General features: G+C 71.9%; 16 protein-coding genes and 1 pseudogene. 13 read left to right on the forward strand and 4 right to left on the reverse strand.

The window, feature by feature from the left end:
• Positions 1 to 324 precede the first annotated feature (324 nt).
• A complete protein-coding gene (locus DQ392_RS27710; protein ID WP_114018666.1) occupies positions 325 to 1,704 on the reverse strand; it encodes a radical SAM protein in 1,380 nt (459 codons plus the stop codon).
• Between the two features lie 139 nt (positions 1,705 to 1,843).
• Positions 1,844 to 2,047: a hypothetical protein gene (locus DQ392_RS27715; protein ID WP_114018433.1), complete on the reverse strand. Its 204-nt coding sequence runs from the start codon at positions 2,045 to 2,047 to the stop codon at positions 1,844 to 1,846.
• A gap of 134 nt (positions 2,048 to 2,181) precedes the next feature.
• On the opposite strand from DQ392_RS27715, the gene DQ392_RS34605 reads away from it, so the two are divergent.
• The 7 genes and pseudogenes from DQ392_RS34605 to DQ392_RS27745 all read left to right on the forward strand — a co-directional run bounded on the left by DQ392_RS34605 (position 2,182) and on the right by DQ392_RS27745 (position 7,167).
• Positions 2,182 to 2,355 carry a hypothetical protein gene (locus DQ392_RS34605; RefSeq protein ID WP_181856601.1) on the forward strand — a complete coding sequence of 58 codons (174 nt, stop codon included), beginning with the start codon at positions 2,182 to 2,184 and terminating at the stop codon, positions 2,353 to 2,355.
• Positions 2,356 to 2,599: 244 nt separating this feature from the next.
• A complete protein-coding gene (gene erm / locus DQ392_RS27720; protein ID WP_114018434.1) occupies positions 2,600 to 3,397 on the forward strand; it encodes a 23S ribosomal RNA methyltransferase Erm in 798 nt (265 codons plus the stop codon).
• A 297-nt stretch (positions 3,398 to 3,694) separates the two neighbouring features.
• Positions 3,695 to 4,103: pseudogene (locus DQ392_RS27725) on the forward strand (nitroreductase/quinone reductase family protein).
• A 111-nt stretch (positions 4,104 to 4,214) separates the two neighbouring features.
• Positions 4,215 to 5,072, forward strand: coding sequence for a class I SAM-dependent methyltransferase (locus DQ392_RS27730; RefSeq protein WP_114018435.1), 858 nt, complete (start codon positions 4,215 to 4,217; stop codon positions 5,070 to 5,072).
• A gap of 67 nt (positions 5,073 to 5,139) precedes the next feature.
• On the forward strand, positions 5,140 to 5,709 hold the full coding sequence (locus DQ392_RS27735; protein WP_114018436.1) for a TetR/AcrR family transcriptional regulator: 570 nt from the start codon (positions 5,140 to 5,142) through the stop codon (positions 5,707 to 5,709).
• 166 nt (positions 5,710 to 5,875) lie between these two features.
• A complete protein-coding gene (locus DQ392_RS27740) occupies positions 5,876 to 6,292 on the forward strand; it encodes a Dabb family protein (protein WP_114018437.1) in 417 nt (138 codons plus the stop codon).
• A 260-nt stretch (positions 6,293 to 6,552) separates the two neighbouring features.
• Positions 6,553 to 7,167, forward strand: coding sequence for a hypothetical protein (locus tag DQ392_RS27745; protein WP_114018438.1), 615 nt, complete (start codon positions 6,553 to 6,555; stop codon positions 7,165 to 7,167).
• A gap of 36 nt (positions 7,168 to 7,203) precedes the next feature.
• On the opposite strand, the gene DQ392_RS27750 is transcribed toward DQ392_RS27745, so the two are convergent.
• Positions 7,204 to 7,737, reverse strand: a complete 534-nt coding sequence (locus DQ392_RS27750; RefSeq protein ID WP_114018439.1) for a MarR family winged helix-turn-helix transcriptional regulator — start codon at positions 7,735 to 7,737, stop codon at positions 7,204 to 7,206.
• A gap of 150 nt (positions 7,738 to 7,887) precedes the next feature.
• Here DQ392_RS27750 and DQ392_RS27755 point away from each other — a divergent pair, with 150 nt between their 5' ends.
• Positions 7,888 to 8,280, forward strand: a complete 393-nt coding sequence (locus tag DQ392_RS27755) for a VOC family protein (protein ID WP_114018440.1) — start codon at positions 7,888 to 7,890, stop codon at positions 8,278 to 8,280.
• Positions 8,281 to 8,428: 148 nt separating this feature from the next.
• On the opposite strand, the gene DQ392_RS27760 is transcribed toward DQ392_RS27755, so the two are convergent.
• Complete coding sequence (locus DQ392_RS27760) at positions 8,429 to 9,322, reverse strand: helix-turn-helix transcriptional regulator (protein WP_114018441.1); 894 nt, start codon at positions 9,320 to 9,322, stop codon at positions 8,429 to 8,431.
• A gap of 265 nt (positions 9,323 to 9,587) precedes the next feature.
• Here DQ392_RS27760 and DQ392_RS27765 point away from each other — a divergent pair, with 265 nt between their 5' ends.
• The 5 genes from DQ392_RS27765 to DQ392_RS27790 all read left to right on the forward strand — a co-directional run bounded on the left by DQ392_RS27765 (position 9,588) and on the right by DQ392_RS27790 (position 15,335).
• Complete coding sequence (locus DQ392_RS27765) at positions 9,588 to 10,604, forward strand: zinc-dependent alcohol dehydrogenase family protein (protein WP_114018442.1); 1,017 nt, start codon at positions 9,588 to 9,590, stop codon at positions 10,602 to 10,604.
• 73 nt (positions 10,605 to 10,677) lie between these two features.
• Positions 10,678 to 10,821 (forward strand): hypothetical protein, encoded by a 144-nt coding sequence (locus tag DQ392_RS27770; RefSeq protein WP_181856602.1) that lies wholly within the window; start codon positions 10,678 to 10,680, stop codon positions 10,819 to 10,821.
• Positions 10,822 to 10,997: 176 nt separating this feature from the next.
• Positions 10,998 to 11,765, forward strand: coding sequence for an SDR family NAD(P)-dependent oxidoreductase (locus DQ392_RS27775; RefSeq protein ID WP_114018443.1), 768 nt, complete (start codon positions 10,998 to 11,000; stop codon positions 11,763 to 11,765).
• Between the two features lie 465 nt (positions 11,766 to 12,230).
• The gene (locus tag DQ392_RS27785) at positions 12,231 to 13,220 is read left to right on the forward strand and encodes an aldo/keto reductase (protein WP_114018667.1); all 990 of its coding nucleotides are present in this window, start codon (positions 12,231 to 12,233) and stop codon (positions 13,218 to 13,220) included.
• A 486-nt stretch (positions 13,221 to 13,706) separates the two neighbouring features.
• Positions 13,707 to 15,335: a sigma-70 family RNA polymerase sigma factor gene (locus DQ392_RS27790; protein ID WP_114018444.1), complete on the forward strand. Its 1,629-nt coding sequence runs from the start codon at positions 13,707 to 13,709 to the stop codon at positions 15,333 to 15,335.

The raw sequence follows: 15,335 nt of genomic DNA on the forward strand, positions 1-15,335 counted from the left end.
AGTGTCTTCCCAGTAGCGGCGTCCGCCCGGAGGGCGGGCCTGGCGGTGTCTGGTGCGTGCGCTCGCAAGGCGGAGGAGGGAGTCCCTGCGTGGGGGCACCTCCCGGGGCGAGCGAAGCCGAGCCCTGGGGGAAGCGGCGACCGACGACAACGCCGCGAGCGTGCGTGCCAGACACCGCCAGGCAGGCGGGACTTTGAAGACACGACCTAGGCGCTGTGCGGGCTCGCTCCGGCGGGGGCGCCACTGTTCGCAGCGTGCGGGCCGCGGGTGGGGCGTGGCCAATCGCGCCGCTCCCCGCGCCCCCTTCGGGGCGCGGGGCCCGCCTTACGCTACGGGCGCGCCCTCCTCCGACGGGAGCGTGTCCATGAACGAGCTGACGGAGAAGACCGCACGGCCCGCGCCCGCGGGACCGTATCCGGGCGGCGAGGACAGCCCGTGCCGCTGCATCGCGCTGCGGTAGGCGTCCAGCAGCCTGATGTGGTACTCCAGCGGCGCACCCATCGGGTTCGTCTTGCCCAGCGGCGTGGTCGGCTCCGGGCACCAGGTCGTGAAGCGCGGGGTGATCCCGTTGGACATGAAGAAGTCCAGGCCCTCGGTCGTGGAGGCGATCGCCTCGTCCACCGAGCCGAAGCCGTACGGAGCCGCCATCTCGACCCCCGCGACGAAGTTCGGGATCACGTTGCGCGGGCCGAAGACGTCCGCGGAGTCGAGGATGCGGCGGTGCCACTCCTCGCGGCCGACGTAGCGCTCCTTGCCGGGGCAGTACAGCTCGAACAGCCGCTTGTCCCACACCTCGAAGTTGGGGTGGTAGATGCTGATGCCGTAGTCGTGGAAGCGCTGCACGTCCTCCTTGGGCAGCGCCTGGGCCACCACCTTGCCCGTCCAGCGTCCCGGGAAGCGCTCCTCGATGGCCTTGGCGTACCGGCCGTAGAAGTCGGCCTCGTCCATGCCCTGCACCTTGGAGGTGATCGAGCCGCCGGTGAGCGTGTAGGCCCGCGACGCGCCGAGGGAGTCGTGGTCGGAGATGATCTGGAGCGCCTCCAGTACCTCCTCTACCGGCTTGACGCCCGTGTAGGGGCGCCCGGCCGCCTTGTGCTGCCGCCAGTTGTGGTTGATGTCGCAGTACTGGCACTCCTCCTTGGCGCCGAAGTACTGGCACACCCGGAAGACGGTCAGGTAGATCAGGTAGCCCCACTGGATGGTCGGCGCGACCTCCATCACGGACTTCCCGTTCGCGAGCGCGTGCCGGTAGTAGTCCGGCATCGGCGGCAGCCCGACGTCCGCGATCCGCTTCCCGTCCAGGTACAGCCCGAGAGCACCGTCCTCGCCCGCCTGCACGCGGTACGGCGAGTCCGGGTTCACCCGTACGGAGACGACGGTGCGGCGCAGGTCGTAGGGACCGCCCGTCAGCACGACCTCCTCCGGCGGGCGGCGCAGCGCGGCCTCACCCAGCTCGGGCAGGGTGCGGTGGTCGAAGGAGAAGATGAAGTACGACTTCGGCTTCACCTCGCCGGTGGCCTCGTCGGTGGTGTCGCTGAGCGCCGAGTCGTCGAAGGCCATCCCGCCGCGGAGCAGGTCCTCCTTGAGCACGGCCTCCCGCGGGATGTGCTCGAAGCGCTGCATCAGGTCCTCGATCAGGGCGGTCCTGTTGCCTGGCTCCTGCTCGTGCTGCGGTGGCCTGCCCGAGGGCAGGCGGGACGGCATCGGCAGGGGAGTGGGCGTTGGCGGCATGTGCGATCGGCTCCTCACTTCGCGGCCCGGGGGCGTACCCGACGGTACTCCCGCGTCCGAATGAGCCGCACACCTGCCCTCTTGGTTCGGTTTCGGTCGCCCGCCGCCCCGCTCACTCCCACACGTCGGGGCCGCCGCCGCGCCACTCGATCAGGTTCGGGTCGTCGAGCTGGATGTCGGCGGGGTCGAGCCCCGCGCGGCGCAGGAACTCGACCACGTCTTCGGGCCGGTGCGCGAACCCGAGGCTCTCCGCGTGGGCGGTCACCTTCCGCGCCCCGGTGGTGGACGGAGGGTGTACGACGATCGGTGGAGTCATACCCCCCAGCGTGCAGCCCAGGCCAACGCCTCGCACCTCCTCTGGACTCCCCACGCCCTGGCTCCCGGGCCCGGGGACGTCGGCACGCCCCACCTCTGGGCCGGTATAGCGAGTGAAGTGCGCATACATCCCGAATGGCTCCGCCGCACCCCGGGCAGCCCCGCACGTGTCCGCATCCGCCCGGCCGGGTGGGCGGCGAGGGGCAGGGGCGGCCGCAGGACATGCGCGAGACCGTGCGCCCCGCCGACGGCACCGGGACCGGAAGCCTCCTGAGCCCCCAGAGCATGGGCCGCCTGTTCGGCATGTGAGGACGCTCGGCCCGGCCCCGGCCGGGTAATGCGGTTGGCGCTGCCGAGCGCGCAGCCTAGAGTGCGCGCCATGAGTGCCTGCGCCTTCGCGGCTTGCGCCTGCGCCGCGTGCGCCGCCATGACGCGCCCGCGCCGCCCGTAGCGGCGGCCGTCTCTCCCCGCGAGAAACTCCGCCGCTCCAGCGCGTCAGCGCCGGGCGGCTCTTCGGGCTGCCCGGCTTCCCTTCCGAAGCCGCGGAGTTCCCGTGCCCAGGCACAGCACACGACACACGACCTTCCATGACGGCCGCCACGAACTCGGCCAGAACTTCCTCACCGACCCCGCGACGATCCGCCGGTTCGTCTCCCTCGTCGCCCGCACCCGGGGACCCGTCGTCGAGATCGGCGGCGGCGACGGCGCGCTGACGGTGCCGCTGGAGCGGCTCGGCCGGCCGCTGACCGTCCTGGAGGTGGACGGCCGCACGGCCGCCCGGCTCCGCCGGCGGGTGACGGCCGCCACCACCGTGCGGCAGGCCGACTTCCTGCACTGGAAGGCTCCCCGTACCCCGCACGTCCTGGCCGGCAACCTTCCCTTCCACCACACCACCGCCATGTTCCGCCGTATCCTGCACGCGCCCGGCTGGACGGACGCGGTCCTCCTCGTCCAGTGGGAGGTCGCGCGGCGGCGCGCGGGCGTGGGCGGGGCGACGATGATGACGGCCCAGTGGTGGCCCTGGTACGCGTTCCGGCTGGTCGAGCGCGTTCCCGCGGGGGCCTTCAGGCCCCGGCCCGGCGTCGACGGCGGCCTGATGACCGTCACCCGCCGTCCCGAGCCGCTGCTGGCGGCCGACACGCGCCGGCGGTACCAGGACTTCGTCCACCGGGTCTTCACCGGCCGGGGCCGCGGCCTGGCCGAGATCCTGCCGCTCGCCGCACGCGGTCTGCCCCGGCGGCTGATCGTCCCGTGGCTGCGCGGCCGGGGCCTGTCCCCTTCCGCCCTCCCCAAGTCGCTGACGGCCCCGCAGTGGGCGGAACTCTTCCGCCTGGCGGAGGGGCACTCGTAAGGGGCGTCCGTGGGGGATGTCCGAGCCGGGGTGACTGAGACGCGGACGGACCTGAGACGCGGCCCTGAGGCAGCGGGCCGCCCCCCGGGTGCCCGGAGCAACGCTGTCGGAGGGCCACGGCTTCTCGCCGCGCACCGTCACGGCCCGGGCTCTGGGGGCCGTTGTCAGTGCCCGGTGCGAGACTCGACTTCTCCGTATCCATCATGCTGGCTGCGTGTGGACGGAAGGCCCCGCCGGCAGCGCGGCGGGGCCGCTCACCTCGGGACGGACGGCGACGGAAGGGCGGGCAGGGACAGCATGGCGCACGCGCAAGGCCGCGGCGGCGGGCGGAAGTTCCGCGCCGTCACGGCGCTCCAACGGAAGGTCGTCAATCCCCTCACGACCCGGCTGCCGGGGCAGGTTCTCCTGGAGACCACGGGCCGCGTCTCCGGCCGCCCGCGCCGCACGCCGGTCGGCGCGCCGCGTGGGCGACCGGTTCTGGCTGGTGGCCGAGCACGGCGAAGCGGCGCAGTACGTCCGCAACATCCGGGCAGAGCCGCGCGTGCGGGTCCGGCTGCGGGGCCGCTGGTATCCGGGCACGGCCCACCCGCTGCCGGACGACGACGCGCGCGCCCGGCTCCGTTCCCTGCCGATGCTCAACAGCGCCGTGGTCCGCGCGGCGGGCACGCGGCTGCTGACGGTCAGGGTGGATCTGGACGGCGGCTGAGCGCGCCGCACGGTGCCTCGGCACCCCGGTGCCTCGGCACCCCACGGACGAAGACCGCACGACACACGGAAGCCGCACTCGTGGTGGGGCTCCGGCTGGAGGAGGAACCGGATGGTGCAGGAGAGAACGCAGATCCCCGACAACACCGCGGTGCGGACCGCGCTCTGGCGGGCGCTGCACCTGCGGGTCGACGCGCCGCCGCATGTGGTCGAGGACGAGGTCGGCTTGCGGCTGGCCGCCCCCGGCGACGACTGGCGTGCCCGTCCGGACATGGATCCGCAGGCCACCAGCGGGTTCCGGGCGTCCATCGTGGCGCGCGCCCGCTTCGTCGAGGACCTGGTCGCCGAGCAGGCCGACCGGGGCGTGACCCAGTACGTGATCCTGGGGGCCGGCCTCGACACCTTCGCGCAGCGCAGGCCGGAGCTCGCCGCCCGCCTGCGGATCTTCGAGATCGACCAGCCCGACACCCAGGCGTGGAAGCGCCGACGCCTGGCCGAGATGGGCTACGGCGTCCCCGGCGGGCTGCACCTGGTGCCGGTCGACTTCGAGGCGAGTGAGGACTGGCTGGAGAAGCTGGTCGCGGCCGGTTTCGACGCGTCCGGCCCGGCGGTCGTCGTCTCCACCGGCGTCTCCGTCTACCTCACCAAGGACACGACCGCGGCCACCCTGCGCCGGGTCGCCGGGCTCGCCTCCGGCTCGACGCTGGCCATGACCTTCATGCTGCCGGCCGACCTGCTCGACGGCGCCGACCGCCCGGGCCTCCGGACGAGCAGACAGGGGGCGCGGGCGTCGGGGACACCGTTCGTCAGCTTCTACACCCCGCCCGAGATGCTCGAACTGGCCCGCGAGTGCGGCATCGCGGAGGCGCGGCACCTGGCGGGCACCTCGCTCGCCGAGCGCTACTTCGCCGGTCGCGCCGACGGCCTCCGCCCCTCCAGCGGGGAGGACTGGCTGCTGGCCACCACCTGACGTGAGCGAAACCGGTGCTGCCGGCCGGGCGTTGACAGAGCCGGTATGTGAGTGGTTTATTACTCACATGCTCACTCCCGCGCCTCAGCGACAGCTCTCGACCGCCGACGAACGGCGGAGGACGGTCCTCCGCACGGCGGTCAGCGCCTTCGCCGACCGGGGGTACTTCGGCACCACGACCACGGACGTGGCGAAGCGCGCCGGTATCTCGCAGGCCTACGTCTACCGGCTCTTCCCCGGCAAGGAGGCCCTGTTCGTCGCGGTGGTGGAGCACTGCTTCGCCCGAGTCCGCGAGAGCCTCGGCGACGGAGTCGCCGCCGCGCGGGGGAGCGGGCCGCAGGAGGTTCTGGACGCGATGGGCGACGCGTACGCCCAGCTCATCGCGGACCGGGACTTGTTGCTGCTCCAACTGCACGCCCAGTGCGCGGCCGCGGCCGAGCCGGCCATCCGCGAGGTGGTGCGCACCGGCTACGCGCGGCTGGTCGAGTACGTGCGAGGGGTCTCCGGTGCTCAGGAGGCCGACGTCCAGCGCTTCTTCGCCGTGGGCATGCTCTGCCATCTCGTCGTCGCCACGGACGCGCACGAGGTCGAGGCGCCGTGGGCGCGGACACTGTCCGACGGGCTCCGCCACTACTGAGGGCGTCCGCCGCGGGGAGGGGCCGGCCGCGGCGTCGCGGCCGGCCTGCCGGCCCCGGCTCCCGCCGCCGGCCGTCCCGGGCGCCGCGTTCCGCGGCTCTTTTTCGGCCGCAAGAGTGAGTGGTTAACCACACACGGAATCAGACCGATCGAAAGGAACAACCCTGATGATCCACCACTGCGTCCGCTTCACCATCAAGCCCGGCACCGCGCCGCACCGACTCGACGACGCTCTCGCCGGTCTGCGCCACCAGGGCGAGGTCATCCCCTCCGTACGCTCCTTCCTCGTCGGCCGCGACCACGGCGGGGCGTACGAGTGGGGTGCCACCTTCATATTGGACGATCTAGACGGCTACTGGGAGTACCTCATGCACCCCGCCCACCGCCGTACCGACGAGATCGGGCTGCCGCTGGTGGACCGGTTCGTGTCCTTCGACATCACGGACGACACGGACCCCGAGGTCGGCGAGAAGATCGCCGCCCTGCACCAGCGCCGCTTCGACGCCGACCCGGACCTGACTCGGCTCGTCTCAGGACTCAACGCGTACACGGGCAGCGCGGCACCGGGGCCCCACGGCGCCTGACCCCCGTCGCCGGGTGCGATCCAGCAGATGGCCTCCGGGGCGGCAGCGCGCTCCCTCCAGGTCTGACATCATGAACTGGCGATCGAGAACGAGCGTTTCTCAGCCGGAAGTTGGGGGTCATGGCAAGACTGCGAAGAACGTCGTGCGGGAAAGTCCTCACGCTCCTCGTCGGCGCCTCACTGGCGGCGTCCTGCGGTCATGCCCAGCCGGCGAAGACGTCGGCGCGCGCGTCTGACGCGGCCAGTGTGTCGCCCTCGGCCGTGACCCCTCTGACGCAGCAGGACACGCGGGACGCCGTCCTCCGCCCCGAGGACCTGGGCGCGGGGTGGGAGGCCAAGAAGCTCAAGGACGTCTCACGGGCCTCTCCTGGTTCTCAGTTGCCGAGCGGGGACGGCTCGGACGACCACGTCACGACGGGTAACACCGCCTGCGACGCGGCACTGCTCCCCTCCGAGGCGATCACGCCGGTAGCGGGTGCGGAACGTGACTACGATCAGGACGGCACCGGCGTGTCCATGACCGCCGAGGTGACCACCTACAAGAGCGACGGCGCACAGCGCACGGTGGAAACAGGGCGGGCGGTGGCCGACGACTGCGCCGGTCTCGCCATTCCCTGGGATGACGGGATGACCGCGACCTTCTCCCGTATCTCGACGAGCAGCCTGGGAGACGACACCCTGGGTGTGCGCGTCGTGTACCGCAGCGACGATGCCGCTGAGACCCGGTTGGGACTGGTCGACATCGTCACTGTCCGCGTCGGAAAGAGCATTTGCATGGTCTCCTTCCTCATCGAGAACGGCAGCACCGACGCGGACACCATCGAATCCGTCACCTCCGTGGCGGCGCAACGCCTGGCGGACGTGGCACACGGCTGATCAGCGATGACCTGCCTCTCGACGCGCGGGAAGCTCTCACGCAAGGCGTCGGGCGGCGCTGAGCGGCTCGGTGGCGGGCTCGGAGGCGACGTTGTCGGCCACCCGGTCGAGGAACCCGCGCAGCGCTGCGACCTCCTCGGGCGCGAAACCGGCGATCAGCTGCGCGTTGGCGGCCTCGGCGGCCGCGGTGAGGCGCGCGTGGAGGCGCACGCCCTCGGTGGTCAAGACGATCTGCGCCTTGCGGCGGTCTCCGGCGATGGGGAGTTTGCGCAGCAGACCCGTCGCGGCCAAGCGGTCAAGCTGGCGGGTGAGGGTGGGCCCTCGCACGCCCAAGGCGTCGGCAAGCCGCCCCTGGACCATCGGGCCGTGGAACGCCAGCAGCTCCAGCACCGTCCAGGTCGCGAAGCCGGCACCGGCTTCCGCCAGCCGGCGCTCGAATCCCGCGCGTGCTCGGCGCGCCGACAAGGCGAGTTGGTAGCCCAGACTTTCGAGCCCTGCCGGCTGCCCTTGTGCGGGGGTGCCGATGACGGTCTCCGGTCTCGTCCCGGTGCGGTCGTCGTGTGTGTGCATCGTTTCGTCTCTCGTCGTTAGTGGGCTATCTGATAGCTTACTAACGAAATCGTGGCACCGTGTCGCCTCCCTGCGGCGCCACGGCCCGCGTCGGAACAAGGGTCTGCCCGCGGTGTCTTGCCGGCGGGCAGCTTGGAAGGGTGAGCAACAATGGCGCTCTCGCTCAACCACACCATCATTCCCGCCCGGGACAAGCGGGCCTCCGCCTCGTTCCTGGCTGAGATCCTCGGCCTGGAAGTGGGTCAGCCGCTCGGCCCCTTCGTTCCTGTGCACATCGGCTCACTGTCTCTCGACTTCGCCGACGTGGACTTCGCCGACAAGGGGATCACCGAGGTCGCGCCGCACCATTACGCCTTCGAGGTCGACGAGGAGGCGTTCGACGAGATCTTCGCCCGCATCACCAGGGCCGGGCTCGACTACTACGCCGAGCCCCACGAGCCCCACCGGTTCGGCGAGATCAACACCTCGCGCGACGGACGGGCCGTCTACTTCGACGACCCGGACGGACACATCATGGAGATCATGACCGTCTCGCACACCTGACCTCGCAGGAGGACCAGGATCCGCACGTCCTGAGGAGAGTGCCGTCGGCGAGCGGCACGCGGACGGCCTCGGCCCGCCCCTCGTCCGGCATGCCGTCCCAGAACCCGGCTCACCCCTGATCGGGTGGTCGGAAAGAGGGCGCTGTGTTTCAGCCCTTCGTGGACGGCGTGGTCGGGAGCTTGTCCACGTGGGTGGCGGCCCAGGAGGCGAGGAGCCGGAGCCCTTCTTCGGAGGGTGAGCCGGGTTCGGCGGTGTAGATGGTGAGGGTGAGACCGGGCTCGGCGGCCATCTCCAGGCCCTCGAAGGCGAGGGTAAGATCGCCGACGACGGCGTGGTGGAAGCGCTTGGTGCCGGTGCCGTGGTGGCGGACGTCGTGGGCGCCCCAGCGGGTGCGGAACTCCTCGCTGAGGGTGGACAGTTCGCCGACGAGGTCGTGCAGATCCTTGTCGTACGGGGCGCGTCCCGCCTCGGTGCGCAGGATGGCCACCGCCATGTCGGCGAACAGGTCCCAGTCGGGGTAGAAGCGCCGCGAGGCGGGATCCAGGAACTGGAACCGGGCGAGATTCTCCTGGTTGGCGGGCGTGGCGTAGAGGTCGGAGTAGAAGGCGCGGGCGAGCGGGTTGGCCGCGAGGAGGTCCATGCGGCCGTTGCGGACGAAGGCGGGCCCCGCGGTGATCGCGTCGAGTGTCCACTGCAGGCTGCGGTGCGGTGTCCACTGCCGGGTGCTGGTGCGGCGCCGGGGGCGGGTGAGCGCGTCGGAGCCGTCGGCGGCCTGCGCCAGGTGGAGCAGGTGGGCGCGCTCGGCGTCGTCGAGCCGGAGGGCGCGGGCGACGGCTTCCAGGACGGCGGGGGAGACGCCGACGAGGTTGCCGCGTTCCAGCTTGGCGTAGTACTCGACGCTGACGTCGGCCAGGGCGGCGACCTCGCTCCTGCGCAGCCCCGGCACACGGCGCCGTGGCCCCGCGGGCAGGCCGGCCTGCTGCGGGGTGATCTTGGCTCGCCGCGAGCTGAGGAACTCGCGGACCTCTGCACGGTTGTCCACACCTTCGACGGTACGACGCGTTCGGACCGTGAGGGATGCACTGCCGGTACACCCCTCACTGGTGACTCGCTACCCGCGCGAAAGGGCGTTTTCCTGGATGGCGTGGCGCTCGATGTCCGACCCCGGAACCCCGGGAAGACCGGGAGCCGGGCCCGGGGCCCCATGCGGCGGCGTCGCCGCCTGCCCCGGGCCGTGAACCGCATCCGGCGGCCACCGGTACGCCTCGTGTACCGGACGCCTCAGTACGTAAGGAAGAACCTCTCTCATGCGCGGAGCAGTGATCCACGCCCCCGGCGACGTGCGCTTGGAGACCGTGGACGACGCCAGGATCCTCAAGCCGACCGACGCGGTCATCCGCACCGCCGTGACCTGTGTATGCGGCTCGGACCTGTGGCCCTACCGGGGCGCGGAGCCGACCGACGCGCCCCATCCGATGGGCCACGAGTACGTCGGCTTCGTGGAGGAGGCCGGCTCCGAGGTCACCTCGGTGAAGCCCGGCCAGTTCGTCGTCGGCTCGTTCGCGACCTCGGACGACACGTGCGCGAACTGCCGGAACGGCTTCCAGTCGAGCTGCCTGAACGTCGAGTTCATGTCCACCTGCCAGGCCGAGTACGTGCGCATACCCAACGCCCAGGGCACCCTCGTCGCCACCGACGGGGTGCCGGGGGAGGAGCTCTGGCCCAGCCTGCTGGCCGTCTCCGACGTGATGGGCACCGGCTGGTGGGCCGCCGAGGCCGCCGAGGTGGAGCCCGGCTCCACCGCCGTGGTCGTCGGCGACGGCGCGGTCGGCCTGTGCGGAGTGATCGCCGCGAAGGAGTTCGGCGCGGAGCGGATCATCGCCATGTCGCGCCATGAGCCGCGCCAGAAGCTCGCGCGGGAGTTCGGCGCCACCGATATCGTCACCGAGCGTGGCGAGGAGGGCGTCGCCCGGATCAAGGAGCTGACCGGCGGCATCGGCGCGGACTCCGTCCTGGAGTGCGTGGGCACCGCCCAGGCCATGCGGCAGGCCCTGCACTCCACCCGCCCCGGCGGCAGCGTCGGCTTCGTCGGCGTCCCGCACGAGGTGGCCGTCGACGGGCAGGAGCTGTTCTTCTCCCACGTCGGTCTGCGCGGCGGACCGGCGCCGGTGCGCCGCTACCTCCCCGACCTGATCGACCGCGTCATGACCGGCCGGATCGACCCGGGCAAGGTCTTCGACCTCACCCTGCCGCTGGAGCAGGTCGCCGAGGGATACCGGGCCATGGACGAGCGCCGCGCCGTCAAGACCCTCCTCAAGCCCTGAGACACGCCGAGCCGGGCTGCGTCCGGCGCCTTGCCCCAGAGCGTCTGCCTACTTCTCTTGTGCAGGAGTCACCGTGAGCACATGTGCTCTTGTCGGTGCCGGCTCCGGCCTGGGGCTGGCGACCGCCCGCCGCTTCGGTGCCGCCGGACACGGCATCGCCCTCATCTCCCGCGGCGCCGACCACCTGGACGCCCCTCGTGGCCGAGCTGGCCGCTGAGGGCGTCCGGTCCCGCGGTCACACCGCCGACGTCCTCGACTCCGCCTCGCTGAGCACGGCGCTGGAGGCCGCGTCCGGGGGAGCTGGGGCCCGTGCACACCGACCGACAGGACGAAGCCGCGGCGGCGCCCCCTGTCCGGCACTGAACGCCCGCACACCTCCGGAAAGAAGGCACCATGAACCTCACCTACGACTTCACCGGCAAGGTCGCCCTCGTCACCGGCGCCGCAGGCGGCATGGGCCTGGCCACCGCACGCGCCTACGCCCGCTCCGGTGCCGCCGTCGTCCTGTCCGACCTCGACGGACAGGCCCTGCGCACGGCGGTCGAGGAACTGACCTCGGCCGGTCACCAGGCCCGCGCCGTTCCCTGCGACGTGGCCGACGAAGACCAGGTCGCCGCCCTCGTCGAGGGGACCGTGGAGGACCTCGGCCGTCTGGACATGGCCTTCAACAACGCCGGCATCATGATCCCTCTGGCCGACGCGGCCGACGAGGACGCCGGCGCCTTCGACCGGGTCAACGCCGTCAACCTGCGCGGCGTGTGGGCCTGCATGAAGCACGAGCTGCGCCAGATGCGCACCCAGGGCAGCGGCGCGATCGTCAACTGTTCCTCCCTCGGCGGCCTGGTCGGCAACCCCCGTCGTGCCTCCTACCACGCCACCAAGCACGGCGTCATCGGCCTCACCCGCAGCGCGGCCCTCGAATACGCACCGCGCGGCATCCGCATCAACGCCGTGTGCCCCGGCACGATGGAAACCCCGATGGTCGCCGACATGATCGCCAAGGGGGAACTCGACCCCGAGGCCGCCGCGGCGGAGGCCCCCATCGGCCGCCTGGGCACCGCCGAGGAGATCGCCGAAGCCGTCCTATGGCTCAACAGCCCCGCCGCCGGCTACCTCGTCGGCGTCGCACTGCCCGTCGACGGCGGCTACGTCGCCCGCTGAACCCCACCATGACCACTCACCGACCGGGCCCGCCCCAACCGAGAGGACGAGAGGAAGCATGGCACGCGTACTGGTCACCGGCGCCGCCACAGGGCTTGGCCACCTGCCTGCTCGCCCGGCCCGGCCGGCACGTCTCCCTCAGCAGCAGCATGCACAGCACCGGCGGGGCCGACGCCACAGGTCTCCTCACCTCGCGGCGCGAAGGCACCCGAACGGCTACGGCGACAGCAAGCTGTTGGTGACCGCGCCGGCCACCGCCGTGACCCGCCTCCGGCCCGGCGTGATCAGCAACGCCGTCGACCCTGGCTGGGTACCGACCGCATGGGCGGCCCCCAGGCCCCCGACGACCTGGCACTCGGCCACGCCACCCAGATGCTGGAAGCCGCCGACGCCGACTCACCCGGAAAACCACGCTGCGGACGGTACGCGTCCGTTCGCGCCGCACACAGGAAAGGTCTTCGCACCATGCAGTACACGCACCTGGGCCGCAGTGGTCTGAGGGTCTCCCGTCTCGCGTTGGGCACGATGAACTTCGGCGACGTGACGGACGAGACCGAGAGTTTCAGGATCATGGATGCCGCGCTGGAAGCGGGCATCAACATGTTCGACACCGCCGACGTTTACGGCGGCCCGCAGTCGCCCGACATGGAGCAGGGCTACGGCCTGTCGGAGGAGATCATCGGACGCTGGCTCGCCCAGGGCGGTGGCCGACGGGGACAGATCGTGCTGGCCACCAAGGTGTACCAGCCGATGGGGCCGGGCCCGAACGACAAGTACCTGTCCGCATACAAGATCCGCAAGGCCGCCGAGGACAGCCTGCGGCGCCTGCGGACCGATCACATCGACCTCTACCAGATGCACCACGTCGACCGCTCGACTCCCTGGGAGGAGATCTGGCAGGCGATGGAACAGCTCGTGCGCGAGGGCAAGGTCACCTACATCGGCAGCAGCAACTTCGCCGGCTGGCAGATCGCCACCGCGCAGAACGCCGCCACCGCCCGTAATGTCATGGGCCTGGTGTCCGAGCAGAGCCTGTACAACCTCACCGCACGCACCATCGAACTCGAAGTCATCCCCGCCCTGCGTCACTACGGCCTCGGCCTGTTCCCGTGGAGCCCACTGGGCGGCGGCCTCCTCGGCGGTGTGCTGAAGAAGATCGAAGCCGGGCGGCGCACCTCCCCCCAGATGCGGCAGACCATCGACCGGTACCGCCCCCGGCTGGAGGCGTACGAAGCACTGTGTGCCGAGACCGGCGAGCAGCCCGCCGACGTCGCCCTGGCCTGGCTGCTGCACAACCCCGTGCTCACAGCCGCGATCATCGGCCCCCGCACGACCGAACAGCTTGCCCAAAACCTGCGCGCCCCGGACGTGACGCTGTCCCCCGACACGCTGCGCAAGCTGGACGAGATCTGGCCAGGACCCGGCGGCGAAGCTCCCGAGGCCTACGCCTGGTAACGGCTCGCTCGGGCCCCTCGCTTCACGGGGAGGCAGGTGGGGCCTCGTGCGGGGAGGGCCTCACGAGGCCCCACGGTCTCGCGCATCGGTCCGTTTGCTGACGCGTCTTTCGAGAGGGGGCCAGTCCGCCGCCCCCGGTAGGAGACCGAGCACCGCGTCCCCGACGGCTTCGGCGGCGGAGTGTGCAGGAAGCTCGACGGCTGACACCGCGTCGAAGCTGACGCAGGACCTGACGGACGAGGTCGGTCCAGATCGACGTCCTGGATATCAAAGACTCGGTGACGTTCCGTGGTTCGCGAGCGCGGCGATCAGGCATGCCCACCCCCATGAGGCTGCCTTGAGGCGTCCCCCTTGGCCCGCCCGCCGACCGCTCCCGTAGTTTCTGTGGGTCGCGTTTCTGTCGTTTCTGTTATTCGCGCGGCGCCCCCGCACCTCCTGTGCCAGGGGGACGACCGTCCGCGGAAACCGAGAAGGAGCACGAGCAGCGTGAGCAGCGAACCCCAGTACGCCCTTGTCAGGGCGGCGCAGGCAGGGGACCAGCAGGCGCGGGACCGGCTCACCGCCGCGTACCTCCCGCTGGTGTACAACATCGTCGGCCGTGCGCTGAACGGGCACGCGGACACCGACGACGTGGTGCAGGAGACCATGCTCCGCGTCCTGGACGGCCTCGGCGGGCTGCGCTCTCCTGAGAGCTTCCGCAGTTGGCTGGTGGCAATCGCCATGAACCAGGTGCGCGGCTACTGGCGGCGGTACGGCGCCGAGGCCGCGCCGCCCGTCAGCCTGGAGGACACCCGCGCCGCGCCGCCCGTCGAGGACTTCGTGGACGCGACCGTGTTGCGCCTGGGCCTGTCGGGACAGCGGCACGAGACCGCGCGGGCCACCCGCTGGCTGGACGAGGACGACAGGACGCTGCTGTCGCTGTGGTGGCTGGAGGCTGCGGGGCAGCTCACCCGCGCCGAGGTCGCCGCGGCCATGGAGCTGTCGGCCCAGCACACCGCGGTGCGAGTGCGGCGGATGAAGGACCGGTTGGAGACGGCGCGCGTGGTGGTGCGCGCGCTGGCCGCCGAACCGCCCTGCGCGCGCCTGGAGTCCATATCCAGCGGCTGGGACGGCGTACCGTCCCCGCTGTGGCGCAAGCGTCTGGCCCGCCACACCCGCGACTGCGCGGTCTGCTCCGGCCGCTCTTCGGACCTCGTACCGGCCGAACGCCTGCTGGTGGGGCTGGCCCTCGTGCCGGTCGTCGCCACGGCCGCAGCGTCCGGCACCCCTGACGCGGTGACGCACGGCATGGCTTGCGCGCACCACTCGGTGCAGGCGCCCGCCGGTGCCGCTTCCTCTCGTTCCTCCAGCGCGGGTCCTGCCACCGCCCCCGGGGCGGGGCGCGCCCTGCGGCGCAGGCGGGCGCGGCGACGCAGGCGGGTGACCGGACTCGTCGCGGCGGCCGTGGTGTTGAGCACCGGCGCGGGCATCGTCCACCTGACCACCGGGCCCGAGGGGGACGACGACGGGGAACGTTCCCCCGACGTGGCCGCGCGGGCCGAACGGGCGCCCTCCACGCACTCCCCGAGTCCGAAGCCCTCGTCCTCGCGCACCGGCGCCTCGCCTTCGGCCTCACCGACCGCGCCTTCGGCCTCGCCCTCGCGGACGGCCGAGAAGTCCGCGAAGCCCCGGTCGAGCACCCCGCCCTCGCGGCCCGGCACCCGGCCGTCCACCCGCACGCCGGCGTCGACCCCGCGCGGCCCCTCGCAGGAGGTCGCGGCGCTCGTCAACGAGGAGCGCGCGAAGAAGGGGTGCGGCCCCGTACGCACGAACAGCGAGCTCGACGCCGCCGCGGCCGGCCACTCGGCCGACATGGCGGCCCGCGACTTCTTCGACCACACCAACCCGGACGGTGCGGACCCCGGCGCGCGCATCACCGCCGCCGGGTACCGCTGGAGCACGTACGGCGAGAACATCGCGAAGGGCCAGACCTCTCCCGAGCAGGTGATGAAGTCCTGGATGGACAGCCCAGGACACCGCGCGAACATTCTCAACTGCTCGTTCAAGGAGATGGGCCTCGGCCTGCGTCAGGGGCAGGGCGGCCCGTGGTGGACGCAGGCGTTCGGCGCCCGCTGA

This window comes from Streptomyces reniochalinae, assembly GCF_003323735.1.
In the GTDB taxonomy this organism is placed as follows: domain Bacteria; phylum Actinomycetota; class Actinomycetes; order Streptomycetales; family Streptomycetaceae; genus Streptomyces; species Streptomyces reniochalinae.